Annotated in this window: 25 protein-coding genes and 1 tRNA gene; 16 read left to right on the plus strand and 10 right to left on the minus strand. The window is 56.3% G+C overall.

Annotated features, from left to right (window positions below):
* Nucleotides 1-55 precede the first annotated feature (55 nt).
* The 5 genes from GYN01_RS07650 (at nucleotide 56) to GYN01_RS07670 (ending at nucleotide 4,896) form a co-directional block, all read left to right on the plus strand.
* Nucleotides 56-3,427: a bifunctional diguanylate cyclase/phosphodiesterase gene (locus GYN01_RS07650; RefSeq protein ID WP_048402165.1), complete on the plus strand. Its 3,372-nt coding sequence runs from the start codon at nucleotides 56-58 to the stop codon at nucleotides 3,425-3,427.
* 15 nt (nucleotides 3,428-3,442) lie between these two features.
* A tRNA-Ile gene (locus GYN01_RS07655) sits at nucleotides 3,443-3,519 on the plus strand.
* Between the two features lie 182 nt (nucleotides 3,520-3,701).
* Nucleotides 3,702-4,067: a hypothetical protein gene (locus tag GYN01_RS07660; RefSeq protein WP_203306815.1), complete on the plus strand. Its 366-nt coding sequence runs from the start codon at nucleotides 3,702-3,704 to the stop codon at nucleotides 4,065-4,067.
* A 30-nt stretch (nucleotides 4,068-4,097) separates the two neighbouring features.
* Nucleotides 4,098-4,301, plus strand: a complete 204-nt coding sequence (locus GYN01_RS07665; protein ID WP_203306816.1) for a hypothetical protein — start codon at nucleotides 4,098-4,100, stop codon at nucleotides 4,299-4,301.
* 61 nt (nucleotides 4,302-4,362) lie between these two features.
* Nucleotides 4,363-4,896, plus strand: coding sequence for a hypothetical protein (locus tag GYN01_RS07670; RefSeq protein ID WP_203306817.1), 534 nt, complete (start codon nucleotides 4,363-4,365; stop codon nucleotides 4,894-4,896).
* A 381-nt stretch (nucleotides 4,897-5,277) separates the two neighbouring features.
* On the opposite strand, the gene GYN01_RS07675 is transcribed toward GYN01_RS07670, so the two are convergent.
* From GYN01_RS07675 to GYN01_RS07715, 8 genes are all read right to left on the minus strand, one after another.
* Nucleotides 5,278-5,559, minus strand: a complete 282-nt coding sequence (locus tag GYN01_RS07675; RefSeq protein WP_203306818.1) for a hypothetical protein — start codon at nucleotides 5,557-5,559, stop codon at nucleotides 5,278-5,280.
* Nucleotides 5,560-5,604: 45 nt separating this feature from the next.
* Nucleotides 5,605-5,817, minus strand: a complete 213-nt coding sequence (locus tag GYN01_RS07680; RefSeq protein ID WP_203306819.1) for a hypothetical protein — start codon at nucleotides 5,815-5,817, stop codon at nucleotides 5,605-5,607.
* 153 nt (nucleotides 5,818-5,970) lie between these two features.
* Nucleotides 5,971-6,177 carry a hypothetical protein gene (locus GYN01_RS07685; protein WP_203306820.1) on the minus strand — a complete coding sequence of 69 codons (207 nt, stop codon included), beginning with the start codon at nucleotides 6,175-6,177 and terminating at the stop codon, nucleotides 5,971-5,973.
* A 320-nt stretch (nucleotides 6,178-6,497) separates the two neighbouring features.
* The gene (locus GYN01_RS07690) at nucleotides 6,498-8,843 is read right to left on the minus strand and encodes a phage/plasmid primase, P4 family (RefSeq protein WP_203306821.1); all 2,346 of its coding nucleotides are present in this window, start codon (nucleotides 8,841-8,843) and stop codon (nucleotides 6,498-6,500) included.
* Complete coding sequence (locus GYN01_RS07695) at nucleotides 8,840-9,112, minus strand: hypothetical protein (RefSeq protein ID WP_203306822.1); 273 nt, start codon at nucleotides 9,110-9,112, stop codon at nucleotides 8,840-8,842. The genes GYN01_RS07690 and GYN01_RS07695 overlap by 4 nt, the downstream gene beginning before the upstream one ends.
* Entirely contained in the window at nucleotides 9,109-9,426 is a 318-nt protein-coding gene (locus GYN01_RS07700) for a helix-turn-helix domain-containing protein (RefSeq protein ID WP_203306823.1), read from the minus strand. Before GYN01_RS07700 ends, GYN01_RS07695 begins: the two co-directional genes overlap by 4 nt.
* A 634-nt stretch (nucleotides 9,427-10,060) precedes the next feature.
* Nucleotides 10,061-10,678: a hypothetical protein gene (locus GYN01_RS07710; RefSeq protein ID WP_203306825.1), complete on the minus strand. Its 618-nt coding sequence runs from the start codon at nucleotides 10,676-10,678 to the stop codon at nucleotides 10,061-10,063.
* The gene (locus tag GYN01_RS07715) at nucleotides 10,675-12,063 is read right to left on the minus strand and encodes a tyrosine-type recombinase/integrase (protein ID WP_203306826.1); all 1,389 of its coding nucleotides are present in this window, start codon (nucleotides 12,061-12,063) and stop codon (nucleotides 10,675-10,677) included. The genes GYN01_RS07710 and GYN01_RS07715 overlap by 4 nt, the downstream gene beginning before the upstream one ends.
* A gap of 342 nt (nucleotides 12,064-12,405) precedes the next feature.
* On the opposite strand from GYN01_RS07715, the gene GYN01_RS07720 reads away from it, so the two are divergent.
* The 10 genes from GYN01_RS07720 (at nucleotide 12,406) to GYN01_RS07765 (ending at nucleotide 23,353) form a co-directional block, all read left to right on the plus strand.
* Nucleotides 12,406-12,858, plus strand: coding sequence for an Lrp/AsnC family transcriptional regulator (locus GYN01_RS07720; RefSeq protein WP_048364213.1), 453 nt, complete (start codon nucleotides 12,406-12,408; stop codon nucleotides 12,856-12,858).
* A 171-nt stretch (nucleotides 12,859-13,029) separates the two neighbouring features.
* Nucleotides 13,030-14,712, plus strand: a complete 1,683-nt coding sequence (locus tag GYN01_RS07725) for a flavin monoamine oxidase family protein (RefSeq protein WP_048364212.1) — start codon at nucleotides 13,030-13,032, stop codon at nucleotides 14,710-14,712.
* A 64-nt stretch (nucleotides 14,713-14,776) separates the two neighbouring features.
* Nucleotides 14,777-15,571, plus strand: coding sequence for a carbon-nitrogen hydrolase family protein (locus tag GYN01_RS07730; protein WP_048402166.1), 795 nt, complete (start codon nucleotides 14,777-14,779; stop codon nucleotides 15,569-15,571).
* 48 nt (nucleotides 15,572-15,619) lie between these two features.
* Nucleotides 15,620-18,064 (plus strand): pyrroloquinoline quinone biosynthesis protein PqqF, encoded by a 2,445-nt coding sequence (gene pqqF / locus GYN01_RS07735; RefSeq protein ID WP_203306827.1) that lies wholly within the window; start codon nucleotides 15,620-15,622, stop codon nucleotides 18,062-18,064.
* A gap of 152 nt (nucleotides 18,065-18,216) precedes the next feature.
* Nucleotides 18,217-18,291, plus strand: a complete 75-nt coding sequence (pqqA, locus tag GYN01_RS07740) for a pyrroloquinoline quinone precursor peptide PqqA (RefSeq protein WP_082149419.1) — start codon at nucleotides 18,217-18,219, stop codon at nucleotides 18,289-18,291.
* Between the two features lie 86 nt (nucleotides 18,292-18,377).
* Nucleotides 18,378-19,289: a pyrroloquinoline quinone biosynthesis protein PqqB gene (gene pqqB, locus GYN01_RS07745; protein ID WP_048364209.1), complete on the plus strand. Its 912-nt coding sequence runs from the start codon at nucleotides 18,378-18,380 to the stop codon at nucleotides 19,287-19,289.
* A gap of 103 nt (nucleotides 19,290-19,392) precedes the next feature.
* Nucleotides 19,393-20,145 (plus strand): pyrroloquinoline-quinone synthase PqqC, encoded by a 753-nt coding sequence (gene pqqC, locus GYN01_RS07750; protein WP_048364208.1) that lies wholly within the window; start codon nucleotides 19,393-19,395, stop codon nucleotides 20,143-20,145.
* Nucleotides 20,142-20,417 carry a pyrroloquinoline quinone biosynthesis peptide chaperone PqqD gene (pqqD, locus tag GYN01_RS07755; protein ID WP_048402168.1) on the plus strand — a complete coding sequence of 92 codons (276 nt, stop codon included), beginning with the start codon at nucleotides 20,142-20,144 and terminating at the stop codon, nucleotides 20,415-20,417. The genes pqqC and pqqD overlap by 4 nt, the downstream gene beginning before the upstream one ends.
* Before the next feature lie 7 nt (nucleotides 20,418-20,424).
* A complete protein-coding gene (pqqE, locus tag GYN01_RS07760) occupies nucleotides 20,425-21,555 on the plus strand; it encodes a pyrroloquinoline quinone biosynthesis protein PqqE (RefSeq protein ID WP_238936194.1) in 1,131 nt (376 codons plus the stop codon).
* Complete coding sequence (locus GYN01_RS07765) at nucleotides 21,521-23,353, plus strand: alpha/beta hydrolase family protein (protein ID WP_203306829.1); 1,833 nt, start codon at nucleotides 21,521-21,523, stop codon at nucleotides 23,351-23,353. The genes pqqE and GYN01_RS07765 overlap by 35 nt, the downstream gene beginning before the upstream one ends.
* Nucleotides 23,354-23,417: 64 nt before the next feature.
* On the opposite strand, the gene GYN01_RS07770 is transcribed toward GYN01_RS07765, so the two are convergent.
* Nucleotides 23,418-23,576: a YqaE/Pmp3 family membrane protein gene (locus GYN01_RS07770; protein ID WP_048364204.1), complete on the minus strand. Its 159-nt coding sequence runs from the start codon at nucleotides 23,574-23,576 to the stop codon at nucleotides 23,418-23,420.
* 177 nt (nucleotides 23,577-23,753) lie between these two features.
* Entirely contained in the window at nucleotides 23,754-25,037 is a 1,284-nt protein-coding gene (locus tag GYN01_RS07775) for an aspartate aminotransferase family protein (protein ID WP_203306830.1), read from the minus strand.
* Nucleotides 25,038-25,266: 229 nt separating this feature from the next.
* Here GYN01_RS07775 and GYN01_RS07780 point away from each other — a divergent pair, with 229 nt between their 5' ends.
* Nucleotides 25,267-26,166, plus strand: coding sequence for a LysR family transcriptional regulator (locus GYN01_RS07780; protein ID WP_048364202.1), 900 nt, complete (start codon nucleotides 25,267-25,269; stop codon nucleotides 26,164-26,166).
* The last annotated feature ends 234 nt before the right edge of the window (nucleotides 26,167-26,400 follow it).

Consider the following 26,400-nt stretch of genomic DNA (forward strand, 5'->3'; position numbering starts at 1 on the left):
CTCGCGCCCTGCCCCCGTCTACACTCGACTCACCCGAGCGTAGAGCGAGACGCGCATGCCCCGACTGATAGCCCCCCTCTGCTTACTGTTCATCGCCTGGACGGCAACGGCAAACGCCCTGACGCTGACCGATGAAGAGCGCCAGTGGCTGGATAACCACCCTGAGCTGCGCCTGGGGATCGATGCTACGTGGCCGCCTTTCGAATTCCGCGATGAAAAAGGTCTCTACACCGGTCTTGCTGCGGACTACGTGCAACTGATCAAAGACCGACTCGGCGTAACGATAAAACCCGTGGAGCCGTACAGCTGGAGCAACGTGCTAACGCTGGCCAAAGAGGGCAATCTGGATTGGCTGCCCGGCATCATGTCGACCCCCGAGCGGCAAAAAAGCTTGGCCTTTACGCGTCCCTACCTCGACTTCCCGATAGTGATCCTGGCGCACAAAGGCGGGGCCTCACCAAAAACCATCAAAGACCTGTACGGTTTGAAAGTCGCGGTGGTTGAAAACTATGCCCCCCACGAGCTGCTTCAGGCCCAACACCCCGACCTGAATCTGGTGGCACTGCCCAATGTCAGCTCCGCATTGCAAGCATTGGCCACCGACCAAGTGGATGCGATGGTCGGCGATCTGGCCTCCAGTGTGTGGAGTTTGCGCCAACTCAAACTGGATGGTTTGTACGTCAGTGGCGAAACGCCCTACCGCTATCAATTGGCAATGGCCGTGCCTAAAGATCAGGCCGTTTTGCTGCGCCTGCTCGATAAAGTCATGGCCGATATAAGCCCACGCGAACTCCAGGCCATCCAGGAACGCTGGATCGGCAACACTAACGACTACGGCCCCCTGTGGCGCGGCGTGCTGCTCTATGTATTGCCGGGCATCCTGTTGCTGGTCAGCGTCTTGGTGGTGGTAATTCGGATCAACCGACGCCTGAGCTCCGAAATTTCCCGCCGTATCGCCCTTGAACAAGAACTGCGCAGCAGCGAATACCGCTACAGAGGGCTGGTCGAAAGTCTGTCGGCTATTGCATGGGAGGCGCATCTGGATGACTACACCTACACCTACGTGTCCCCTCAAGCCGAAGCGTTAATTGGTTACCCGTTGGCGGATTGGTTAGTACCGGGTTTCTGGGCCAAAATCGTTCACCCCGATGACCTGGACCGAACCCAAACCTTCTGCAACCAAGAGATCAGCGCGGGCCGCGACCACAGCATCGACTATCGCGTACTCACCGCTGACGGCAGAACCCTGTGGCTACGCGACATCATCAGCCTCACCCACCACAACGAAAAACCCGTTCTGCGCGGCCTCATGATCAATATTAGCGAAGCCAAACACACCGAAGAAGCCCTGCGCCTGTCGGAAGAGAAGTTCGCCAAAGCCTTTCACGCCTCCCCCGATGGCTTGTTGTTGAGCCGCCAAAGCGATGGCCTGCTGATCGAAATCAATGAGGGTTTCAGCCGGCTGAGCGGCTACGACACGGCCAGCGCGCTGAACCGCTCATCCCTGGACCTGAAGATTTGGGCCGACCTGCACCAGCGCAATGAATTGTTGGCATTGCTGAAACAACATGGCTTTGTCCGTGATTTCAGGTGCAACCTGCGGCACAAAAGTGGCCGCATTCGCTTGTGCGAAGTTTCCAGCCGTCCGCTGATGATAGGCGGCGAAGCGTGCATGCTGACCATCGCTCGCGACATCACCGAACGCCAACACATGCAGGAAAAACTGCAACAAACGGCCACCGTCTTTGAAAGCACGGCCGAAGGTATTTTATTCACCAACCCACAGCAAAAAATCACCGCCGTAAACCGCGCCTTTAGTGAAATCACTGGCTACAGCGAACGTGAAGCCTTGGGCCATACGCCCCGCATACTCGCCTCCGGCCAGCACGACAGCGCGTTCTATGCCGCGATGTGGCACCAACTCACAAGTGAAGGGCACTGGCAGGGCGAAATTTGCAACAAACGCAAAAATGGTGAGTTTTACCCCAGTTGGATGACCATTAGCGCGGTGCGCAATACCGAAAATATCGTGACCCACTTTGTGGCCGTGTTTGCCGACATTTCCAGCCTCAAACACGCTCAGGCGCGCCTTGACTATCAAGCCCATCACGACCCGCTGACCAGTTTGCCCAACCGCTTATTGTTCGAAAACCGACTGCAACACGCTCTTAACGAGCACAGCACACAAGGCAAATGCGGCGCCGTCCTGTTTCTGGACCTCGATCGTTTCAAAAACATCAACGACAGCCTGGGCCATCCCGTCGGCGATCTTTTGCTCAAGGGCATCGCAACGCGCCTGAAAGAGCAATTGCGCGATATCGATACCGTCGCCCGCTTGGGCGGCGACGAATTCATCATCCTGCTGCCGGGCCTGCACCAACCCCACGATGCCGAACTGATTGCCGACAAGTTGCTGACGTGTTTCAACGCGCCCTTTCCTGCTGGCGAACACGAACTGTTTATCAGTGCCAGCATCGGCACCAGTGTTTACCCGGATGACGGCAGCGACGTTGCCACACTGGTTAAAAACGCCGATGCCGCCATGTACCGCTCCAAGCTCAAAGGCCGCAACCGTGTGGAGCGATACACCCACGACCTCACCTCACAAGCGCGTGAGCGCGTGGTGCTTGAGCAAGAGCTGCGGCGCGCCCTTGAACGCAATGAGCTGTCCCTGTTCTATCAACCCAAAATCAGCCTGCTTGATTTTACGCTGGTGGGCGCCGAAGCACTGATTCGCTGGACTCATCCCACGCTGGGCGTTATTCCGCCCGAGCGCTTTATTCATCTGGCCGAAGAAAACGGCATGATCATCCAGGTGGGCGATTGGGTACTGGAGCACGCGTGCGCACAACTAAACATCTGGGATCAGGGTTACGAACCTTTTGGCCCGGTGTCGGTTAACCTTGCCGGCGCCCAACTGCACCAGCCTCGTCTTGTCGGACGTATCCGCCAGTTACTCAACAGTCACGGCTTGAAACCCGACTGCCTGCAACTGGAGATCACTGAAAACTTCATCATGAGCCAAACCGAAGAAGCGCTTAAAGTGCTGCACCAACTCAAACGCCTGGGCGTGCAACTGGCCATCGACGACTTCGGCACCGGTTACTCTTCGCTCAGTTACCTCAAGCGACTGCCGCTGGACACCCTGAAAATAGACCAATCCTTCATCCGTGGGCTGCCGGACGACCCACATGACGCGGCCATCGTGCGCGCCATCATCGCCTTGGGTCGCAGCATGCAATTCACCGTCATTGCAGAAGGCGTAGAAAACCTCGCCCAACAAGATTTCCTAGCCCAGGCAGGCTGCGAGCAAATTCAGGGCTACATCGTCAGCGTGCCTTTATCGGCAGAAGAATTCGCTGCGACATTTCTTCGTATCTCTATTTCAGACTTTTCGGATAGCACTGTAGAGAAACCATCGTTATAATCCGCGGCCTACTGAGGGCCTATAGCTCAGTTGGTTAGAGCAGGGGACTCATAATCCCTTGGTCGTAGGTTCGAGTCCTACTGGGCCCACCATACAAAACAAAGGCTTACGCTTAAGGGCGTAGGCCTTTTTTGTTTTCCGATGGAAAATCTTAACGAATTGCTAAACGAATGCGGCCTGTGCCTCCGCGCCACCGATTAGACATGCGCCAAGTAGTGGCCTTTCGATTTCATCCAAGCGTATGCTGTGAAAAATCACGTCATCAGGGATCGATATGAGAAAGGCACTGGCAGTACTAGCAATGAGCCTGGCGCTTAGCGGTTGCGCTACCTCCCACTACACAAGCGGTAGAGATTTCCCATCTGAGAACGTAGCTAGCATCATCAAAGGAAAGACGACAACAACAGAGCTCAAAGCCCTGTTTGGCGACCCCTTCAGTAAAAGCCCAGTCAACGACACCGATGAAAAGTGGGTCTACACCTACGCAAACGGCTCTGCTCACGCACAGAGCTACATCGTCACCATGAAAGTCACCACCACCGGCACCCAGAAAACTCTCGACGTGCTGATTCGTAACGACACGGTAATTAACTTTACGTTCAACGAGGGACAAAACCCTTACAACTCGACCACAAACTAATCAACAACCACATAGCCAAGGAAGCCTCTCATGCCCATAAAGAGAACAGGCAATTTCGACCTAGCAAAAGAAATGGAAATCCGAGCACGAAAAATGATTTCTCAGTTCCTCAGCGAAGAGGAGCTTTTGGAAGTGACCATCGAAACTAACAAAACCACATCCGAACTTTCCTTCCACGCTCCAGACGCAATTGTCGAGAAGATAACAACAAACCTAGCCAAGCTTGACCAATAGCCGCAAACCAATTCCAAATGACAAACACAACTAATACCAGCATAAAAATGGAAAACCAACAATGGCTTCTATAAGAACAATACTAGCTCTAACAACTGCATTACTCATAAGCATATTACTGACAGGATGCGCTGAAAGCCCATTCCAAGCATATAGAGCGGCACCAGACAATTTCAACCCAGGCTCAGAGCACCTCTTTAGCTCACCAATTGATATACAGCCAATTACGTTTGGCGGCAACGGATCGGCGTGGTTCAGATTTAACACCTTAAAGAAAGGCACTACCAGCAGTTGGAATATAGAGACGTACTGGCTAGGAAAAGATTGGCTTTTCGTCAACAATATCGCATTCAATATTGACGGAAAAATAACCAACTCCCCTTCAACAAACAACAACAGAGAAATCGTCCATTCAGTCGGAGTATCTGAGCGCCAGTTTAGCCCAGCCCCACAAGAACTGATCACTGCACTAACTCAGGCGCAAACCGTCATAGTTCGATTATCTGGGCAAAACTATTACCTAGAAAAGCAGCTGACCGCTCAAGAAGTCACCAATATAAAGTGGTATATAAATTTCATTAAGGAAGGAAAGTAACTTCTCATGCGTGCATCATCGACGCTGAACATCGGCAAGGATGCCTCTCTCCAAAACGATTACGATCAAGCCCACATCACTCCCGGATAAGGCGTGGCCTCCGGGCCTGGCACCGGTTTAGTGGCCTTCGCTATGCCCTTCACTAAATCGTTGTAGCGCCGCTTTGTCTTACCATTGCACCGGTACATGCGAGGAGTCAGGAAACCGCCCCAACGTTCCAGCCAGCGCCTTGGCGGCATTACTTCTGCCGCCTCGATAGCCCAGATAAGCAACTGTTCATCGCTCGGCTGATTGTCCTATTCAAACTCAACTGCATCCTCAGAGACCAGCATATCTTGCTCTCCTGGTATTGCCCGACCGGCTAGGATCGGGCCGGTAGAATCAGCCAATGAGATATGTCGCACTCTCAAGTCCATGCACAGCCATATGGTGCGCAGTTCGCCAAGCATCATCGAATGCAAGCGAGTCAAAGGTATGACCGACAAAAATGCTGGCGACCTCATGCGGCAACGGCGAGCCACCTAATTGTTTGAGGCGTCGAATGTCCACCTCAGCGACTTCTATGCCTTGCTTGTTGAATCGCTCAAGCTGGCCAGTGAGCTTGTCAGCAGCGGCCTTGATCTTGCTGTAGTCCTCTGCCAGCGCCTCGTATTTGCTAATCACCTGATCACGCAGCGCAGCAGCACGGCTAATACGATCTTGCTCGATTTAGTAGGCGAGCTGATCGTTCAGGGTTTCCAAACGCAGCGACAAGCGCTTAACAAGTCGGGCGGTATGGTCGATACGATCCTCGATTTCGCATACGTCCGCGCCACTACGAGCGCCCTGCTCCCATTCGATACCGAGTGCGTCAGCCAGAGCTTCGGCTTCGTTCAGTTGTTTCTTGTGCTGCTCGATCAGTTCAACAGTGGTCATTTTCATATGCTCTTCAATAGGTTCAACAGGTCGCGTAATGCGCTGGGCTGGGTCTTCGATCCGACTGGCCGACCAGAACCATTAAGGGCTGGGTGGCCCGGCTGGAAACGGCCCTTCATGTCTCTGGCGATGGGTTGTGCAGTGCCAACCTCAAATGCTTTAGCCATGCGCGTGTTCCTGGTCAGCAGTGTTCAAGCTGTAGCCTGTGAACTCGTCATCTTTGGGCTTGACGTTGGTTTGGAGATTCAAATTAAGAATAGTTGCCAGCGTATTTTGAGTTTGCTTGTTCGCGGTCTTGAGGGCGGCAAGTTCAGCAGTGAATTTCTCCATCGCCGTAATCATTGCTTTAAGTAGCTCTTCGGTCATGTAAGGCATTCCGCTTAAGTTTAATTGGGTTTACCAGTTAATTATACGCGAGATAAAAATACGTCTATGACGACACCAAGTTTCAAAAAGCTCACAAATATCGATAACAAGTTAAGTATCAGGCGATATATTGATCAGGATTTAGATTTATGTATGGTGTGCCGGGCGTGCCGGGTTTTTCGACATTCATTATCTTTCTAAAAAAACAATGTATTGATATTTCACTGCTTATATTTTTTGAAAGGTTGGGGTATCTCAGATAACACGGCACAAGCGGCACACATTGCACAAAGAAAAGGGGCCGCGATGGCCCCTCCTTGTTATTGCTGTTGCATGCTCCAACCTGGACGAATCTCCAAGCCACTTACATACTTCCCATGTCGATCACGCGTACGCCCGAAGCCCAGCCGCTCCAGCCTATCTACAAAAGATTTCTGCTTAACCTTCTGACCGATACCCTGACCAGACGCCCAACTCGTAAACGTGTCATACAGCTTTTGAGAACCGACCTTACCTAAGGTACTCCGCTCACACACATCATCAACGAACTGGGCCACTTGATCAGCCTCTAGGCGCCATTCCTCTTTAGCTTGGCGACTGCTCTCAGGATCAGTAAAGCCACGCTCTAGCGCCTCGCTATACGCAGCTAAAGACAGGTTGAAAATGCCGGGAAGCTCAGCCAGCAGTTTCTCTTTGAGCATCGGGTCCGTCTGGCCCAAGCTGGCGTCAAATTTTCTGTTGAAGCGAATGACCAACGCACGCCGGAACAAGGCATCAGAAAAGTCCCGTGTGTGTGGCATGTGGTTCGTACCAAACCAGCAAGTAGCGTATGGGCGCATGACAAAAGGGTCTTGGAACTTATGCTCAACCGTCGCAGGCTCTCCCGACACAATGCCTTTCAAAGCGGCGTCAGCGATTACCTCGCCTTCCCGAATTTCGGTAACGATATTGGCTAGCTTCATATGCAGATGCGCACGAGAAAAAGCACGGTCGAACTGCGAAGGCTGCACACCGGACACATTCTCAGACCCTAGCAGCGCCTCCAGCACCGACAGCAGGACGGATTTACCGTTGCTGCCACCACCGATGAGCATAATGAATCGCTCATGCCTGCAATGCGTCATCAGCGTGTATCCGAGCATTTCCAACAGCGCCCGCGCCTTTTCCTTGCCATCGCTGTCAGGCTCGAAAATCTCGCCCAGAAACTGAGAGAAGCGAGGCGCAGCGGCTTCAGGCTGGTACTCAAGTGGAACTTGAGTGGTTCGATACTCCAGCTTGTTATGAGGCTCAAGCTCCCATTCACCCGTCAAATCATGCCGCACCAGAGCTCCAGATAGGCAATTTACAGACTCCGGGTCACCCAGATTGAAAGCATGGTCTTTGGCGTAGATCGCAGTTTTGAAAACGTCCGCGACGTTATTGACCACGTTCGCTGTAATAGCCGTGTGTGGTGCAAGCGCCCTTTGAACCAACTGCTTTACCGCTCGATCCTCAGCAACTCTCCAGACACCGCGACTGAGCCACTCGTAAACCAACGGCCCGGATGCAAGGATGTTGTCAGCACCGATAGAAACCAAAACACGCTGCGCAAGTTCAAGATGGTCCTCGTGATCATCATCATTCGCAGCAGGGGCCATCTCGCGCAAAGTGCCCAGGCCGATACCTGTTTGTTGCTTGATCGCTTTGAGCAGTCGGTCACGCTCGATAGGGCTCCGGGACAAAGCTTCTGCCACTAGCCTTTCAATATCGGACGATTCGCTCTCATCACTCAGTAATTTCACATCCGCACTGATTTCTGAGTATGGCCGCGCCGGAACAGGTGCATACCCTTTGCGGCGAGCGCCCTCAATCATTCCAGCCAGCTCTGTACCCAATAGTGCCGAGGCACGTTCTGCACCTCGCTGCTTTACCACTTCAGGAGCTACGGCGGAAAAAACCAAATGAATCAACTGATCGTCAACACCCTTTGCCACCAATCGGCCAACAATTCGCAAAGCGTTTTCGTGAACACTCTCACCCTGCAACAACTCAGCTAACAGCTCTGTGTGATCACTGCTGCCACGCTCTCCAGAATCGTTAGCTGCGCTTCGGTGTGGCTCCTTGAGCGTGCCCAGCCATTCCGATAAATCGGCCCACGTGTAACGCTGACCGCCCTCGTGAACAATGCTCGATCTTACCGGCTGTGCTTTTGTGTGGTTGAACCCAGGCAGACGCATTACACGCGGCAAGTCGTGAATGCTCTTGTCACTGTCCACTAACGCAATCAGCTTTCGCTGAGCAGCTTCAAACTCACTCAACGGCACACCATCCACGCACCAATAGGCGTGGTGCTTACCGGGTGACGACTCAACAATGATCGACGGAGCAAAGGGGACAGCCGCCAACCTATCAAGGTGGTTATCGATGATGTCGAAGTCAACATACAAAGCCCGAACGCGGGTAATGCTAGCGGCGTCATGCCCCCCTGCATTCACAACAGCGTATGCCCCCCACCCATCAATGTTTTTTGCCTGTAGGTCGTACAACGAATTTGCCTTTCGAGCCCCTTGCATCGGGTGGATTGCTCGATAGTGCCAGTCTTGTGGTTGCGAATCAGGGTCCAACAACGCCAAGAATCGCAAAGCCTCATCAACGTCCGGCAACAGCTCTTGTGCAGTGATAGTCATTGCAAACCCCCATGGTAGCTGGCGATTATTTGCACACGTTCAGCCTCAATGAGACCGGCAAGCACTTTGCCTGAATTGAAGGCAGCCACATAACGTCGATTGACCTCAACCACATCAAGTGGGGCGGACTTAAGAAGATCAAAGGCGTCCACGAAGACGTTGATTGCGAGCGCATCGTCGTTATCGTTAGCACTGATCAACGAGGCGTTACCGATCATTTGATACAGGCCTGCAAGGGCTTTCACTTGCGTGATTTGCTGAGCATTCATACCGCGCCCTCGCCTTCGGCCAATTTGATCAATGCGTAAGTCGCTATACGCGGATGCAAACGCCCTTCACTATCGGGCAGAGTCGAAAGAGTCCGGTGGATCTCATGACCCAACTCTTTCAGCTCCTTGACCCGAGCGGCTGGCATTAACACGTTGAAAGCGTCGCGTAGCTCAAACGTGGAGCGCGAATGATCCATAAGCTGGTTCAATACACGTTGGCGCTGAGCTTCGGCGCTAACGTCAACCAAGGCAGTAGCTTTTTCAGGGGCAGCAGAAGTCGGCCTCGCGATTTTACGGAGTTGGAAGTTTTCCATTTTCAGTAGGCCTTGTGCTGGGTTAGATAAGCTTCGATTTCCGAAGCATTCCAGCGGACCGCCCTTCCAATACGAATCGGCGAAGGGAAGCCTGAGCGACCAGACAACCGCCACCAAGTGGTGCGGCTAACAGCGTAGAGTTTGCAGAAAAAAACTGCGGGATGATGCGGGATGTTAAAATTGACCATCTGATCTCCTAGATCACGTGGCCCGGAAAAACCTGTTGACGGGCGGCATTCAACTGCCTAACCTACGTCATGTTAATACAAGATTTAGCGGGTAGAGCTTAAGTTAAATTTTCGTTATTGCCCCCACACCAGCCCAAGAATCTCATCTCTTGGGCTTTTGTGTTTCTGGAACACACTCATTGTACCATTGGTAAAAACAGCCCAATTTCAGTTTGAAGTCATTCGGCGACTACTAAGTCACGTCTACTCATAACCCTTTGATTTACTTAATATCAAGGTTATTTGGCAAACCTCTCTCACACAAAAAATGTCGCATTTTCGATTTTTTTGTGTCGCATTTAAGAAACTCTCTGGCCCGCCACCCTCCTTGCATTCATCAGTGCGCTGTGAAAGTAGAGGGACTTTATAGGACACAAGTGGCTTCGGCGAAGGGGATAAATCAGGGATTAATCCCCTACAAGCAGACGCTCCAAGTGGAGTTCCCAGCTCGATTGCGCGTATAGGTGTTTCTTCCGCAGCTTCCAAATATCGACGTAAGCTGAGGTATCGCGTCCCAATGTCGCGGCCAGGATGTCGCAGCCTGATTGCACATCTTCGGTGGCTTCGTTGCGAGTGGGCTTTATGCCTGCACGACTTAGCGCCTCCAGTCCCAGGCAGATTGCAAAGTTCCGGTTCGGGTCGGCTGGCCTTCCTCTGCAAGCTGGACGTGGTCGCACCCCACGCAGCACCTCGGCAGTAAACACGCGCAGGAACTCAGGAACCGGCTCCCCCTTCTCAATATATTGAGCCGCGAACCGCGCAGCCTCATCCCATGCGTTACGGTTGGTCGCGGCAGCCTCGATCAAATCCACGCCATCGACGTATGCACGCGTGGCACCCTCAACTTTACGCCACGAGATAGACCGGACGTGCATCGGATAACCGTCCCAGTCCACGGGTTTACTAGGAAGAACACTGGAGAACATCGCCAGGACTCGGGCGGTAACTGCTAAAGGGTCAAGCGGTTGCTCTAGCAGCTTCTGGCGCTCTTGCAGGCGCGCCATTTCCTCAAATCGCCAGCTCATTGACGTACCACGCTGCGTGCCGATAACTGCACCACTTCCGCACTCTGCGGCACTCCCGCCAACTCATCCAGATAGCGCGCCCACCTGTCTAAATCCGCACGTTTTTCCGGTAGATAGTTCCACCGGTCATAGTGCTTTGCTTGCACACCTGACCGACCATGCGACAGTAACCATGCTCGGCGCTCCTGATTCACCCCCAGCGCGGCTAAATGCGTTTCGATGGTTGCGCGCAACGTGCGCCAAGTGAAACGGCGGGTCTCCCCCTTTGTCGAAAGCTGATCGCCAAGCGCTGAGAAAATATCTAGTGCAGTACCGGGTGTAATGCTGACTTTTCCACGCAGAGAGAACGGCCCAGGTGCTTTGCCTGCATCTTGAAGCGCTAATAGCGGTGACAGGATTTCACAGAGTCGCTGAGTCATCGGCAACAGATGCTCACGCGGCGGAGTCCCTTTACCGCCCTTGAGGTCGATTAGCCGCATCACTTCCCCATGCTCGCCATCGTCATAGATGTCTGCCCAAGTAACCCGACAAAGCATTTCTACACGCTGCCCAGCGAGATAAAGCATCGCTTTTGCAATTGCACTACGCCGAGCCGGTAAACCTTCAACAGCCAGAACAACCGCTTTCAGTTCTTCTTTTGTCAGCGCCCAGGTATTCGCCTGATTGGCGCCTTCAATAGTCGGCACATCACGCGCAGGATTTGATTTGAGTCCGTATTGAACAGCGTCACCAGCACGTAGCGGGTTTAGATCGCTAGCAAGACCAAACGAAAAAGCCGCCTGAAGGTAAGAGCGTAATTTATCTGCCTGTCGCTTTTTACCATTGGTTGCAGATGCCTTGGTCAAGCGGGTGCCCCGTCCTTTACTGGCGACTGATCGAGTTAGGCAGCGACGCAGGATGTTCGCAATATCGCTAGGTTCGACTTCCTTGGCCTTGCATTGCGACAGCTCAGGGAATGGATCGAGAACATCCAGCTTCAGTGCACCACGCACGGCCCTGGCACTGGACTTGCCCCTACGCTCCATATCGTCAACGTAGGCATTCAGCATTTGAGCCCACGTTCCCTGCCTTGCCTCAACATCCGCAGCACGTTGGGTTAGGCGTTGACGCTCCTCTTCCGCTTTCTGATAGTCATCAATAGTCAGGAAGGCTCGAATCTCCAACGACTTCGCAGCGGCATAGGCTCGCCACTCAACCAGCGTTTTTTCGGAATAGTTCCCCAGCTTTAGCCGCTCCTGCTTTTTCTCTCGGCGCAGACTCAGATAGACCAACACGCCAGTAGCTCGGCGCTCAAAGAGAATAGAACCCGTCCCTTTCCCTTCTAAGGCCTCAGAAAGCGTGGTTTTCAATGCTGTTATCTTGCTGTGAACCAGTTTCTGCGCCATTTTCAGCCCTATTCCTTTCTTAACGAATTGCTCAACGAATCATAGCAACTTTAGAGGATTTCAGGAAACAACGAGAAACGTCAGATCAAGCTATAAGCCTTAAAAATAGGGACTTTCATGTTTCACGAGGTAGCTCAATACCACTAATCTTGTGACTCATAATCCCTTGGTCGTAGGTTCGAGTCCTACTGGGCCCACCATACTCAAAGCCGCGCACTGCGCGGCTTTCGTGTTTCTGGGGGTTGGGTCCTCACGCCAGCGCAGACGTCCTCCGCTGGACGCTCACACCCTCAAGCGCTGTACCATGGCCGACCCATATCGCTGACGTCATTGGAGCCTCTCTTGCCAGACATTCGCCCGCCCGCACTGGATGAAATTGACCGGCAGTTGATTGCCGCTTTGCAGCTCAATGCCCGTGAAAGTGTGGCAATGCTGGCCCGGCAGTTGGGCATCGCACGCACGACGGTGACCTCGCGGCTGGCACGACTGGAAAAAAACAACGTGATTACCGGGTATGGCGTTCGGCTGGGGCAACGCCTGATTGATGGCGGACTGCAAGCGTATGTGGGGATCACCGTTCAACCGCGCTCAGGCAAGGAGGTGGTCAGACGATTAAGTGCTATGGCGCAAGTGCAGCAACTGTGTGCGGTCAGCGGTGAGTTTGATTATGTGGCGTGGCTGCGCAGCGAATCCCCAGAGCAACTGGATCAATTGTTGGATCAGATCGGCAGCGTCGAAGGTGTCGAGAAAACCACGACCTCGATCATTCTCAGCAGCAAAGTCGATCGCGGATAAGCCTTTTCATCCATCGCGCACTGCATTTCGCCTACAGCTTTCGTCATAACGCTTAAAAACAAGGCAGAACGACGACACTTTGCGTCTTATTTATGTGTTGCGCGCTCCCTATCATGTTGCCTGTCTTTTCCTATACTCAGCGTTATGCGCGGGTCGCCAGCAAGGTCAGCCATGAACAAGAATAATCGCCACCCCCAGGACGGCAAAAAACCAGTTACGATTTTCGGCCCGGACTTCCCGTTTGCCTTCGATGACTGGATTGAACACCCGGCAGGTTTGGGCAGTATTCCCACGCACAAGTTGGGCGCAGAGGTGGCGATTGTCGGGGCAGGTATGGCCGGGATGGTTGCGGCGTATGAGCTGATGAAGCTGGGCCTCAAACCCGTGGTGTATGAAGCCTCGAAAATGGGCGGGCGTCTGCGCTCCCAAGCCTTCGAGGGCAGCGAAGGGGTGATCGCCGAATTGGGCGGCATGCGCTTCCCGGTGTCCTCCACCGCGTTTTACCACTACGTCGATAAGCTGGGGCTTGAGACCAAACCTTTCCCCAATCCGCTGACACCCGCTTGCGGCAGCACGGTGATCGACCTCGAAGGCCAGACCTTTTACGCACAAAAACTGGCGGACTTGCCTGCGTTGTTCCAAGAAGTTGCGGATGCCTGGGCGGACGCGCTGGAAGAAGGCTCGCGCTTTGGTGACATTCAACAAGCGATCCGTGATCGCGACGTCCCGCGTCTCAAAGAACTGTGGAATACCCTCGTGCCCTTGTGGGATGACCGCACGTTCTATGACTTTGTGGCCACCTCCAAAGCGTTCGCCAAACTCTCGTTTCAACACCGCGAAGTGTTTGGCCAGGTCGGTTTCGGCACTGGCGGCTGGGACTCTGACTTTCCCAACTCGATGCTCGAAATCTTCCGCGTGGTCATGACCAACTGCGATGACCATCAGCACCTGGTGGTGGGCGGCGTTGAGCAAGTACCGCTGGGTATCTGGCGTCATGCGCCGCAGCGTTGCGCCCACTGGCCTGAAGGCACCAGCCTCAGTTCGCTGCATCACGGCGCTCCACGCACGGGTGTCAAAGCGATTTCGCGCACAGAGGACGGGCAGTTTTCTGTCACCGACATCCTGGGTGTCACCCGCCCTTACGAAGCGGTCCTGGTGACCTGCCAAAGTTGGCTGCTGACCACCCAGATCGAATGCGAAGAATCGCTGTTCTCGCAAAAGATGTGGATGGCCCTCGACCGTACGCGCTACATGCAATCGTCCAAAACCTTCGTCATGGTCGACCGCCCGTTCTGGAAAGACAAAGACCCTGACACCGGTCGCGACCTGATGAGCATGACCCTCACGGATCGCCTGACCCGTGGCACTTACCTGTTCGACAATGGCGACGACAAGCCGGGGGTCATTTGCCTGTCGTACGCATGGATGAGCGATGCATTGAAAATGCTCCCCCACCCCGTTGAAAAACGCGTGAAGCTGGCACTCGATTCACTGAAAAAAATCTACCCCAAGGTCGACATTGCCAGCCGCATCATCGGCGACCCGATCACCGTGTCATGGGAAGCCGACCCGCACTTCCTGGGCGCCTTCAAAGGTGCGCTACCTGGCCACTATCGCTACAACCAGCGCATGTATGCGCACTTCATGCAGCAGGACATCCCCGGCGAACAACGCGGGATCTTCATTGCAGGGGACGATGTGTCGTGGACGCCGGCATGGGTTGAAGGCGCAGTACAGACGTCATTGAACGCCGTGTGGGGCATCATGACCCACTTCGGCGGTAGCTCCCACGCCGACAACCCTGGTCCGGGCGACGTGTTTCACGACATCGGCCCGATCGCCTTGCCGGATTAATTTGACACACCTGTGTAGGCGCCCGCTTGCTCGCGCCTGCACAAATGCACACAGGAGAATCCCCATGCGTGTCGCCCTTTATCAATGCCTGCCCCGGCCACTGGATGTAGCGGGTAATTTGCAGCGACTGAGTCAAATTGCCCAGCAAAACAACAACATCGACCTGCTGGTGCTGCCCGAAATGTTCCTCACGGGCTACAACATTGGCGCAGAGGCTGTGGCCCGTTTGGCACAAACTCAAGACGGCGAGGCGGCCATCAAAGTTGCCGAGGTGGCCAAAGCCTGCAACACCGCCATCATCTATGGCTACCCCGAACGCGACGAGCACGGTGACATCTATAACAGCGTGCAATTGATCGATGCCAACGGCCAGCGCCTGCTCAATTACCGCAAAACGCACTTGTTTAGCGAACTCGATAAAAACATGTTCTGCCCAGGTCCCGACGCATTTCCCGTCATCGAACTCAATGGCTGGAAGCTCGGAATGCTGATCTGCTACGACTTGGAGTTCCCGGAGAACGCGCGCCGACTGGTGCTGGCGGGGGCGGAGTTGATCGTGGTGCCCACCGCCAACATGGAGCCCTTCGAATTCATCGCCGATGTCACGGTGCGCAGCCGCGCCTTTGAGAATCAGTGTTACGTCGCCTATGCCAACTATTGCGGGCACGAAAGCAAAATTCGTTACTGCGGGCTAAGCAGTATCGCCGCGCCCGATGGCCAGCAAGTTGCATTGGCTGAACGCGTTGAAGTGCTGATTTGCGCAACCCTAGACCACCAAGCGCTGATCGACGCAAAAGCCGCAAACGACTACCTGCTGGACCGCCGCCCAGAACTTTACCGTGCGCTATGCGAGCGCTGATTACCCGTAATCCGCTAGCATGAGCGCTTCTCTGTTACGGAAGTGCCCATGCCTGCGCCAAACCCTCCTCACGACTCTCGTCTGACCTGTAACAACGGTCTGACGCTGACCGTGCGTCATGAACCCCGGCTCAAGCACAGCGCCGCCTATTTGCGGGTTGCTGCGGGCAGTCATGACGTGCCCGCAGCCTGGCCTGGGCTGGCTCATTTTCTGGAGCATTTGCTGTTCCTGGGCACTGACCGATTCCCCCCGGCGCAGGGGTTGATGGCCTATGTGCAACAGCAGGGGGGGCATATCAATGCCCGCACCAGCGAGCGCCATACCGACTTCTTTTTTGAGTTGCCACCCGTTGCGTTTGAGGGCGGCCTTGAGCGTCTGTGCGACATGCTTGCTCACCCGCGCATGAATACCGCGGATCAACTGCGCGAACGCGAAGTGTTGCACGCCGAATTTATCGCATGGGTGCGTAAGCCATCGACGCAGCATGAACGACGCTTGTTTCAACCCCTGAATCCGGCGCACCCGCTGTGCGCCTTCCACGCGGGTAACCGCTATAGCTTGCCGGTCCCGCGTGCGGCTTTTCAGCAGGCGTTGAAAGACTTCCATGAGCAGTGCTACCAAACCGGGCAAATGACGTTAACCCTGGTGGGTCCACAGTCCCTTGAAGAACTGACCACGCTGGCTGAACGCCACAGCGCGCCCCTCATACGTGGCGAACCCGTGCGCCAGTGTTCACCGCCACCGTTGATGGTGACCGGCAAACAGCGTTATCAACACGTTGACGGCCGGCGCTTGAACCTGATGCTGGCGATGGAACGCTTGCCAGTTGCGAGCGACCAAGCGCTGGCGTTTTTGTGTCATTGGATCAATGCCGACAAAACTGGCGGGCTTGTCGCACAGCTGCGTCAGCTACACCTGATCGACACCCTCAATGCCAGCGTTGTGTATCAATTCGACGGCCAGGCGCTTCTTAACATCGCGCTTACAACACCGGCTGACAGCGCGCCGCAGACCCAGCAGATAAGCGACGTCTTCGACGGCTGGTTGGCCTTTTTCAGCGCCCAGCAGCCGTGGCCTGCACTGCGTGAAGAGTACCGCTTGCTGCACCAACGTCAGCAGCAGGTCAGCAGCGCACTGGCATTGGCCCGCATTGAGGGTCAGCAATGTGCATCACACTTGTCAGACCAGGGTGTGCAAGCACTGCACGCGATTCTGACGCAGGTACAGCCTGTGGCGCCAACAACGTGCCAGCATGACTGGCAATTGCCCACCCCCAACCCCTTTTTGACATCGGAGAAAGAGCCCGTGAACGCTGGCCTTATTCGCGGACAAACCAGCGCCCACCGAGGCCTGCGCACCTTCGCCCAAGATCGCTTACGCAGCCGCCGCGACAGGTCGGCCATGACGTTCAGCGCAGCGATGCCCACTGACAGCGACGAAGCCGCGCTCTGTCTGCGCTGGCATTTTGCTACAGCCCACGAACCGACGTTTCTGTCGCAGGTTCAGCATTCACTGCAAACCGTAAAGCAGGACGCACATCACGCGGGGGTTGAGCTATCACTCAACGCTCAGGGCAATGACTGGCTGCTCAATATGCACGGCGTGCAAGAACCCATGCCGACCATCCTTGAACACGTGCTGCGTTCACTTAACGCGCCCGTGCAAGACCAGGCACAGGGTTCGCCTGAGGCGCCGCTGATGCCTATTCGCCACTTGCTCAAGCGCCTGCCCGAACGGTGCCAGGCGCAAGCGCTGCCTGCCATCAACGACCTGCAACAAGGCTGGGCCTCGGCGCGCTGGGATGGGTTGGCTGTGGGCCTTGCTAGCAGCACTCAAACGTTGATTACGGCGGTATTGAATAAGGCCCCCGGCACGCCGGATACGGACCTCTCACCCGCCGCTGCGCCTGTGCGCACGCGGCAGTGGCACACCGAACCTTGTGCATCGAGTGAGCACGCCGTATTGCTGTTTTGCCCTGCGCCCACCGCCGATATCGCGGATGAGGCCGCATGGCGCTTGCTCGCCCATCTTGCGCAACAGCCGTTCTATCAGCGCCTGCGCGTTGAGTTGCAACTGGGGTATGCCGTCTTCAGCGGCCTGCGCCAATTCAACGGGCGCACCGGCTTGCTGTTCGGCGTGCAATCCCCGCACGCAGCAACGACAGAAATCTTTGAGCAGATCAGACAGTTCATCGAACAACTGCCGACGCTTGTATCGACGCTGGATGAACCTTCCTTCATTCAGGCACGCGCCAGCTTGGCCCAACAGTTTTCGATAGAGGCTCTGAGCATGGCAGACGCCCGCGACCTGCTCTGGCACGCCAAACAAGCGGGCCATTCGTCGGATTACCTCAAAGCGCTCTACACCGCACTTATGGCGCTGGAACCAAGCACTACACTCACCGCAGCTCAGCGCATCAACCAGCCCAATTGCGACTGGCTGTGCTTGGCCACGTCGCCCGAAACTGAAACGTTTAATCGAGGACGAAGCTGATCGTTACCAACGGTGTAATGAGCTTTCTTCGACTTTGGTCGTTCAGCAACTGTCAAATTTAGTAACATAGCCACCTAAGCATCTGAACATCTCCTTCGGGAGCTGGACTAAGTTAAAGACACCCCACCCACCCACTGCTAAGGAGTCACCTCATGGCTTGGACTAAACCTGCTTTCACCGATCTGCGCATTGGCTTTGAAGTCACCATGTACTTCGCAAGCCGTTGATCTGCCGCTGTTACTGAGCAGAGCAACCCAACGCCTCGGTTCGCCGGGGCGTTTTTATTTTCAGATTTGCAAGAGAACAGCCGCCCATGTTCGTCCAGATTCTAGGTTCCGCCGCTGGCGGTGGATTCCCGCAGTGGAACTGCAACTGCGTCAACTGCGCAGGTTTTCGTGATGGCAGCCTGCGCGCCACGGCCCGCACCCAGTCCTCGATTGCGATCTCCGATGACGGCGTGAACTGGGTGCTGTGCAACACCTCGCCCGACATTCGCGCCCAGCTGCAAAGCTTCGCCCCCCTGCAACCGGGCCGCGCCCTGCGCGACACCGGAATCAGCGCCATCATCTTGATGGACAGCCAGATCGACCACACCACCGGCCTGCTGAGCCTGCGCGAAGGGTGCCCGCATGAAGTATGGTGCACCGACATGGTGCATGAAGACCTCAGCACCGGCTTCCCGCTGTTCACCATGCTCAAACACTGGAATGGTGGTTTGAACCGCCAACGCATCGAGCTGCAAGGCTCGTTCACCATCGCCGCCTGCCCGAACCTGCGCTTCAGTCCCCTGCCCTTGCGCAGCGCTGCACCGCCGTATTCGCCGCACCGTTTCGACCCGCATCCCGGTGACAACATCGGCCTGATCGTTGAAGACCTGCGTACCGGCGGCAAACTGTTCTATGCACCGGGCCTGGGCAAAGTCGATGCTCCGCTGCTGGAGATCATGGCCAGCAGCGATTGCTTGCTGGTCGACGGCACGATGTGGGACGACGACGAAATGCAGCGCCGTGGCGTGGGCACGCGTACCGGCCGTGAAATGGGCCACCTGGCGCAGAACGGCCCCGGCGGCATGCTCGAAGTGCTTGAGCAACTGCCCAAGCAACGCAAAGTCTTGATCCACATAAACAACACCAACCCGATCCTCGACGAAGACTCCGCCGAACGCGCCGAACTGGCCCGTCGGGGGGTTGAAGTGGCCTTCGATGGCATGAGCATCGAGTTGTAACACGCAAACCTTTGTAGCCGCTGCCCCGTTGTTTTGAAGGCCCTGCGGCCCTGATCGCAGCCTGCGGCAGCGGTTACAAAACCCATTTATTTGGAGGCACCTGATGACTCAAGCCCCACTCACTACCGCCGAGTTCGAAGCCGCGCTGCGGGCCAAAGGCGCGTACTACCACATCTATCACCCGTATCAGGTGGCGATGTACGAAGGCCGCGCCACGCGCGAACAGATTCAGGGCTGGGTCGCCAACCGCTTCTACTATCAAGTCAATATTCCGCTCAAGGACGCTGCGATTCTGGCCAACTGCCCGGACCGCGAAGTGCGTCGCGAGTGGATTCAGCGCCTGCTCGACCACGACGGCGCCCCCGGCGAGGACGGCGGCATCGAAGCGTGGCTGCGTCTGGGGCAGGCCGTGGGCCTGGACCCCGACCAGTTGCGCTCCCAAGAGTTGGTGCTGCCCGGCGTGCGTTTCGCCGTGGATGCTTACGTTAACTTCGCCCGCCGCGCCAGTTGGGAAGAAGCCGCCAGCAGCTCGCTGACCGAAATGTTTGCCCCGCAAATCCACCAGTCCCGCCTCGACAGCTGGCCACAGCACTATCCGTGGATCGACCCGGCAGGCTATGAGTACTTCCGCACCCGCTTGGGTCAGGCCCGGCGCGATGTCGAACACGGGCTGGCCATCACCTTGCAGCACTACACGACGTGGGAAGGCCAGCAGCGCATGCTGGAAATCCTGCAGTTCAAACTCGACATTCTTTGGAGCATGCTCGACGCCATGACCATGGCCTACGAGCTTGACCGCCCGCCGTACCACAGCGTGACCGACCAGCGCGTCTGGCATAAAGGAATCACCCTATGAGCTTCGACCGCAGCAAAATCCCGGCCTGGCGCCCCGGCTACCGCTTTCAATACGAGCCCGCGCAAAAAGGCCATGTGCTGCTATACCCCGAAGGCATGATCAAACTCAACGACAGCGCGGCGTTGATTGGTGGCTTGATCGATGGCGAACGCAGCGTGGCGACCATCATTGTGGAACTGGACAAACAGTTCCCCGGTGTTCCCGAGCTGGGTGAAGACATCGAGCAATTTATGGAGGTCGCTCGTGCAGAGCACTGGATCGAACTTGCCTGACAGCCTGATGCCGCCCAAACCCGAGGTGGGCCTGCCGCTCTGGCTATTGGCGGAGCTGACCTATCGCTGCCCGCTGCAATGCCCGTATTGCTCTAACCCGCTGGATTTCGCCCAGCAAGGCAAAGAGCTGAGCACCGAACAGTGGATCAAGGTGTTTCGCGAGGCGCGCGAAATGGGCGCCGCCCAACTGGGCTTCTCGGGGGGCGAGCCGTTGGTGCGCCAGGACCTGGCCGAACTGATTGGTGAAGCGCGCACGTTGGGCTTCTATACCAACCTGATCACGTCGGGCATCGGACTGACCGAACAAAAGATCAGCGACTTCAAAAAGGCCGGGCTGGATCACATTCAAATCAGCTTTCAGGCCAGCGACGAGCAAGTGAACAACCTGCTTGCCGGGTCGAAAAAAGCCTTCGCGCAAAAGCTGGAAATGGCCCGCGCAGTCAAGGCTCACGGCTACCCGATGGTGCTGAACTTTGTCACCCATCGGCACAACATCGACAAGATCGATCGCATCATCGAACTGTGCATCGCACTGGAAGCCGACTTCGTCGAACTCGCCACTTGCCAGTTCTACGGCTGGGCGCAGCTCAACCGCGTGGGCTTGTTGCCGACCAAAGAGCAACTGGTGCGCGCAGAACGCATCACCAACGAATACCGCGCCAAGCTGGAGGCCCAAGGCCATCCCTGCAAGCTGATTTTCGTCACCCCGGACTACTACGAAGAGCGCCCTAAAGCCTGCATGAACGGTTGGGGCAGTATCTTTTTGACCGTCACCCCTGACGGCACCGCCTTGCCGTGTCATGGTGCGCGGCAGATGCCGGTCCAGTTCCCCAACGTGCGCGACCACAGCATGCAGCACATTTGGTACGACTCGTTTGGTTTCAACCGTTTTCGCGGCTATGACTGGATGCCCGAGCCGTGCCGCTCGTGTGACGAGAAAGAAAAGGACTTCGGCGGCTGTCGCTGCCAAGCCTTTATGCTCACCGGCGATGCAAGCAATGCAGACCCGGTATGCAGCAAATCGCCTCACCATGACCTGATCCTCAAGGCGCGCGAAGAAGCCGAGCACGCCACCCAAACCATTGAGCAACTGGCCTTTCGAAATGACCGAAACTCACGACTCATCGCCAAAGGTTGAACCGTTCAGCGCCGCCCTCGCCGTGGCCGCCGGGGTGGATTTCGCCGAACTCAAACACGGCCCGCGCGGCCTGTTCTGGAACGAATACCGCCCTCAGGATGCCGCTTGCCGCATCTGGCACTGGCGTGACGGCCAGGCACATTGCCTGACCCCCGACGGTTTCAGCGTGCGCAGCCGGGTGTACGAGTACGGCGGTGGATCGTTTTGCCTGAGCGATGACGGCGTGGTGTTCGTCAACGAGTCTGATCAACAACTGTACTGGCAAGCACTGGCCGGCACGGCGCCACGCGCCTTGACCCAAGGCACCTGCCGCTATGGTGATGTGCAATTTGCCCAGGGCCGGGTGTTGGCAGTCGAAGAAGAGGCCGACCAACATCGCCTGGTCAGCGTTGACCCGGCCACATTAGAGCGTTGCGTGCTGGCCCAGGGTGCAGATTTTTATGCCGCACCCACCCTCAGCCCCGACGGCCAGCGACTGGCGTGGATTGAGTGGAGCCGCCCGCATCAGCCGTGGACATCAACCCGTTTGATGCTGGTTGAACACCACGGGGCAAGCGGCTGGCAGTCACCCGTCTGTCTGGCGGGCAATGACCGCGAAGAGTCGTTGCAACAACCGCGTTTTGATCAAAACAACCGCCTGTATTGTCTGACAGACCGTGGTGGTTTTTGGCAACCGTGGGCTGAATCTGCCACGGGCTTAGTGGCGTTGCCGAGTGCAGCAGCCGATCACGCGCCCGCACCTTGGCAACTGGGCGCCAGCACGTGGCTGCCGTTGGGCGACGGCGCATACCTGGCCAGTTGGACCGAACACGGCTTTGGACGCTTGGGCATACACGCGTCTGACGCCAACATTGACGACTTCACCGGCCAATACAGCCGTTTCCGTAGCCTGGCGCTGGACGATGACGCGCTTTATTGCATCGCCGCCTCACCTGTCAGCCCCTCTGCTGTCATCCGTATCGCACGCGATACCCGGCAGGTGAACGTGCTTGCCGGCGGCATCGCGCCCTTGCCCCACGCACAGATCAGCCGTCCGCAAACCCTGAACTACCCGTCGGCAGGCAGCCAGGCGCACGGTTTTTTCTACCCGGCCATGCACGGTGAAAGCCGCCCGCCGCTGGTGGTGTTTATCCACGGCGGCCCGACTTCGGCCTGTTATCCAATGCTCGACCCGCGCATCCAGTACTGGACGCAACGCGGCTTTGCCGTGGCCGACCTCAACTATCGCGGCAGCACCGGCTATGGCCGCCAATACCGTCAGGCGCTGCACCTGAAATGGGGTGAAGTGGATGTCGAAGATGCGTGTGCGGTGGTCAGCTATCTGGCTGACAAGGGCCTGATTAATCCCGATAACGCCTTCATTCGCGGCGGCAGCGCGGGGGGTTACACCACGTTGTGCGCCTTGGCGTTCAAACACGTGTTCCGCGCAGGGGCCAGCTTATATGGCGTCAGCGATCCGCTTGCACTGGCGCGCGACACGCACAAGTTCGAGGGTGATTACATGGACTGGCTGATCGGCGACCCTGAGCGTGATGCCGAACGCTACGCTGCCCGTACGCCGTTATTACACGCGGCAAACATCCAGGTGCCGGTGATTTTCTTTCAGGGCGAACTGGATGCCGTGGTGGTGCCGCAGCAGACCCGCGACATGCTGCACGCCCTGCAACAAAACGGCATCCCGGCCAAAGCGCACTACTACCCTGACGAACGCCACGGCTTTCGCAAGGCCAGTAACCAGGCACACGCGCTGGAGCAGGAGTGGCAGTTTTATCAAAACGTCATGAACCCCAGCTCGTAGGCGCTGGCGCTGGCTGCGATCCATCACGCGATCGCAGCCTTCAGGGTCGAGGGTCGTAGAGGGCTTAGCGCTTGGCGATGATGTACACGGCGTGAATCACGCCGGGGAAGTAACCCAACAGCGTCAGCAAAATGTTCAGCCAAAAAGCGCCCGCGAAACCGACCTGCAAAAACACGCCAAGCGGCGGCAGCAAGATGGCGATGATGATGCGAATAATGTCCATGTGTTCCGTCCCCAATCAAAGGTGGGCTCAATCAAGCCCTACGATTAATCGACTCTGAGCCACGGCGAAAGGTTCAGTTGTAGTTTTGCACACGCAAAAAAACGCCCCGTGCCGAACGAAACAGGCACAGGGCGATGCGTTATACCGCGAGACGGTTCTTTAAATTCTGTATGACGCTTAGATCACTGCTGCACGACGGCACTGCAATTGCGCTGTGCGGACACGGGCAAACGCTCGGGCCAGACGCAACAGCATTTCATCGATGTTGCCTTTGCTGACGCACAGCGCCGGGGTGAAACGCAGGCAATTGGGCTGTGGCGCTGTAATCAACAAACCTTCATACAACGCAGCTTTTACAACCTCATTTGCCGAGTTATCCGACAGCGTCAGCCCCCACATCAGGCCCTGCCCCCGCAATTCACCCTGTGCATAACTATTGGCCAATCGGCCCAGACCCTCGCGCAGGTGCTGCCCCGCATCGCGAACCTGCTGCAAAAAACCTTTCTCCAGCACGGCATCAAGCACAGCGCTACCTGCGCCAGTCATCAAGGCATTGCCGTGATGGGTGCCGCCCAACTCGTCGGCTTCCAGGCAACACGCTTGACCGCGCGCCAGCAGCGCCGCGAGCGGAACACCACCGCCCAAACCTTTACCCAGAGTGATGATGTCGGCACGAACGCCGTAGTGCTGCTCTGCCAACAAGGTGCCGCAACGGCCCATACCGGTTTGTACTTCATCAAGGATCAGCAAAATGCCTAACTCACGGCACAAGCGCTCAACACCCTTGAGGTAATGCTCGGTGGCCGGGATCACCCCTGCCTCGCTCTGCACCGGCTCCAGCATGATGGCCACGGTTTGCGCGTCGACCGCTGCGTGCAAGGCAGGCAAGTCGTTGAACGGCACATTGATAAACCCCGGCAATTGCGGCTCGAAGCGGTTATCAAACGTCGCGCTGCCCGACGCCGACATCGCACCAAAGCTGCGGCCATGGCAACTGTGCGTGGCGGTAATGATGCGATGCGCGCCGCCACGATGCAGTTGGCCCCATTTGCGCGCCAGCTTGATCGCGCCTTCGTTGGCCTCAGCGCCAGTGTTGAGAAAATGCACCTGATCGCTGCCCGTGCTGTGACACAACCGCTCAGCCAGGCTCAACATCGCGCGATTGAAATAGCCCGATCCCGGGTTGATCAACGATTGCGCCTGCTCAGCCAGTGCCTTGATCAAGACCGCCGGGCTATGACCCAAGCTGTTTGCGGCACCGCCCTGGGTAAAATCCAGATACGCCCGGCTTTCGCTGTCCCACATCCACGACCCTTGGCCGCGCACAAAAACCTGCGTCGGGCGCTCGACGCTGGGCATCAGGCAATCGCGGGCCGCCTCAGGGCAGATCGGGAGTGACACAGCTTCAACCGCCTCAGCATCAAGGCTGGAAGAAGGGCGACGCAGGTTAAACAGGTTCATGCACGCGGACCTTGTGAACATAAGCCGAATCGATTTGCAACTGAGCGTCATGCCAGTGCGAGGCTAATCCCTCTGTGGGGTTTTCAGCCTTGCCTATGTAAAACAGGCCTGCACAATCGCTTTTCATGACGTTCTCTGGCTCTACGAGCCCTTTGGAATGGGCGTAGACTAGGCGCCTGTCGGCCTTTGAGCCATTTCGTTTTTTAAGCATTTTCGATAAGTAATACTTATGGATTTCAAACAACTGCGTTATTTCGTCGCGGTATACGAAGAAGGCCATGTGGGCCGTGCTGCCGAGCGCCTTTCCATCTCCCAGCCGGCACTCTCGCAGCAGATTCGCCAGCTCGAACATAACCTTGATGTCAGCCTGTTCGAGCGCAGCAGCAAGCGCTTGCTGCCAACCCTTGCCGCGCACACACTGTACAACCACGCGTTACCGCTCCTTGACGGTTTGCAGCGCGCCAAAGAGGCGTTGCGCAACTTTCAAGGCCACGCGCTGCGGACCCTGGCCATCGGCGTGCTGCAAACCGTACACACCAGCCTGGTGCCGCAAATGCTCGAACGCGTGCGCCAGGCGCAACCGCATTTGGTGGTACAGATTTACGAACTGACCGGGCTTGAGATTGAGCGGCGTTTGCTCAATGGCTCACTCGACATCGGCATCAGCTACCTGCCGCCCCGCCAGCCTGGCTTGCACGGAATGTTGCTGTACGAAGATGAACTGCAACTGGTCATCCCGGCAGACCATCCGCTGCGTGAATTCAAAAAGGTGTCGTTAAGCCAGGCGGCCGAATTGCCCATGCTGCTGCTCGGGGAAGAGTTTCAGGTGCGCCAGATCTGGCAGAGCCAACTGGCCAATCTGGGCCGACGGCCGCAAGTGCAGGCTGAGCTCAATACGATGGCCGGGATTCTCGACAGCTTGCCGCACAGCAAGTTGGCCACGGTACTGCCGGGGCGTTCACGTCACGAACACGATGACAAGGCGCTGCTGTGGAAGCCGCTGAGTGAGCCGAGGGTGCCGCTCAAAGTGGGGCTGGTGTGTCGCGATGTGCAGCGCCAACAAGCCACGCTGGGGTTGTTGCGTACCCTGCTTGAGGATGTGATGCAGCGTGAAGAATCAACGCTGTAGGTCACGTTTATTGACCCGCTGCATGAGGGCGCGCGAACAAGCTCGCTCCTACAACGCATACACGTATTTCTGACGCACAAAAAGAAAACCCCGCCGAAGCGGGGTTTTGCAGACTGTTTCCCTGACATCCTTTTCACTCCGCCATCCTGGCAGAATCCTACGTGTCCCTGTTATTTCTTTGAGCTTCCTGCTCGACGTCCATGTGAAGTAGATTACCGATGGATCCAATTCTGC

This window comes from Pseudomonas weihenstephanensis (genome assembly GCF_016812185.1).
Classification (GTDB): Bacteria; Pseudomonadota; Gammaproteobacteria; order Pseudomonadales; family Pseudomonadaceae; genus Aquipseudomonas; species Aquipseudomonas weihenstephanensis.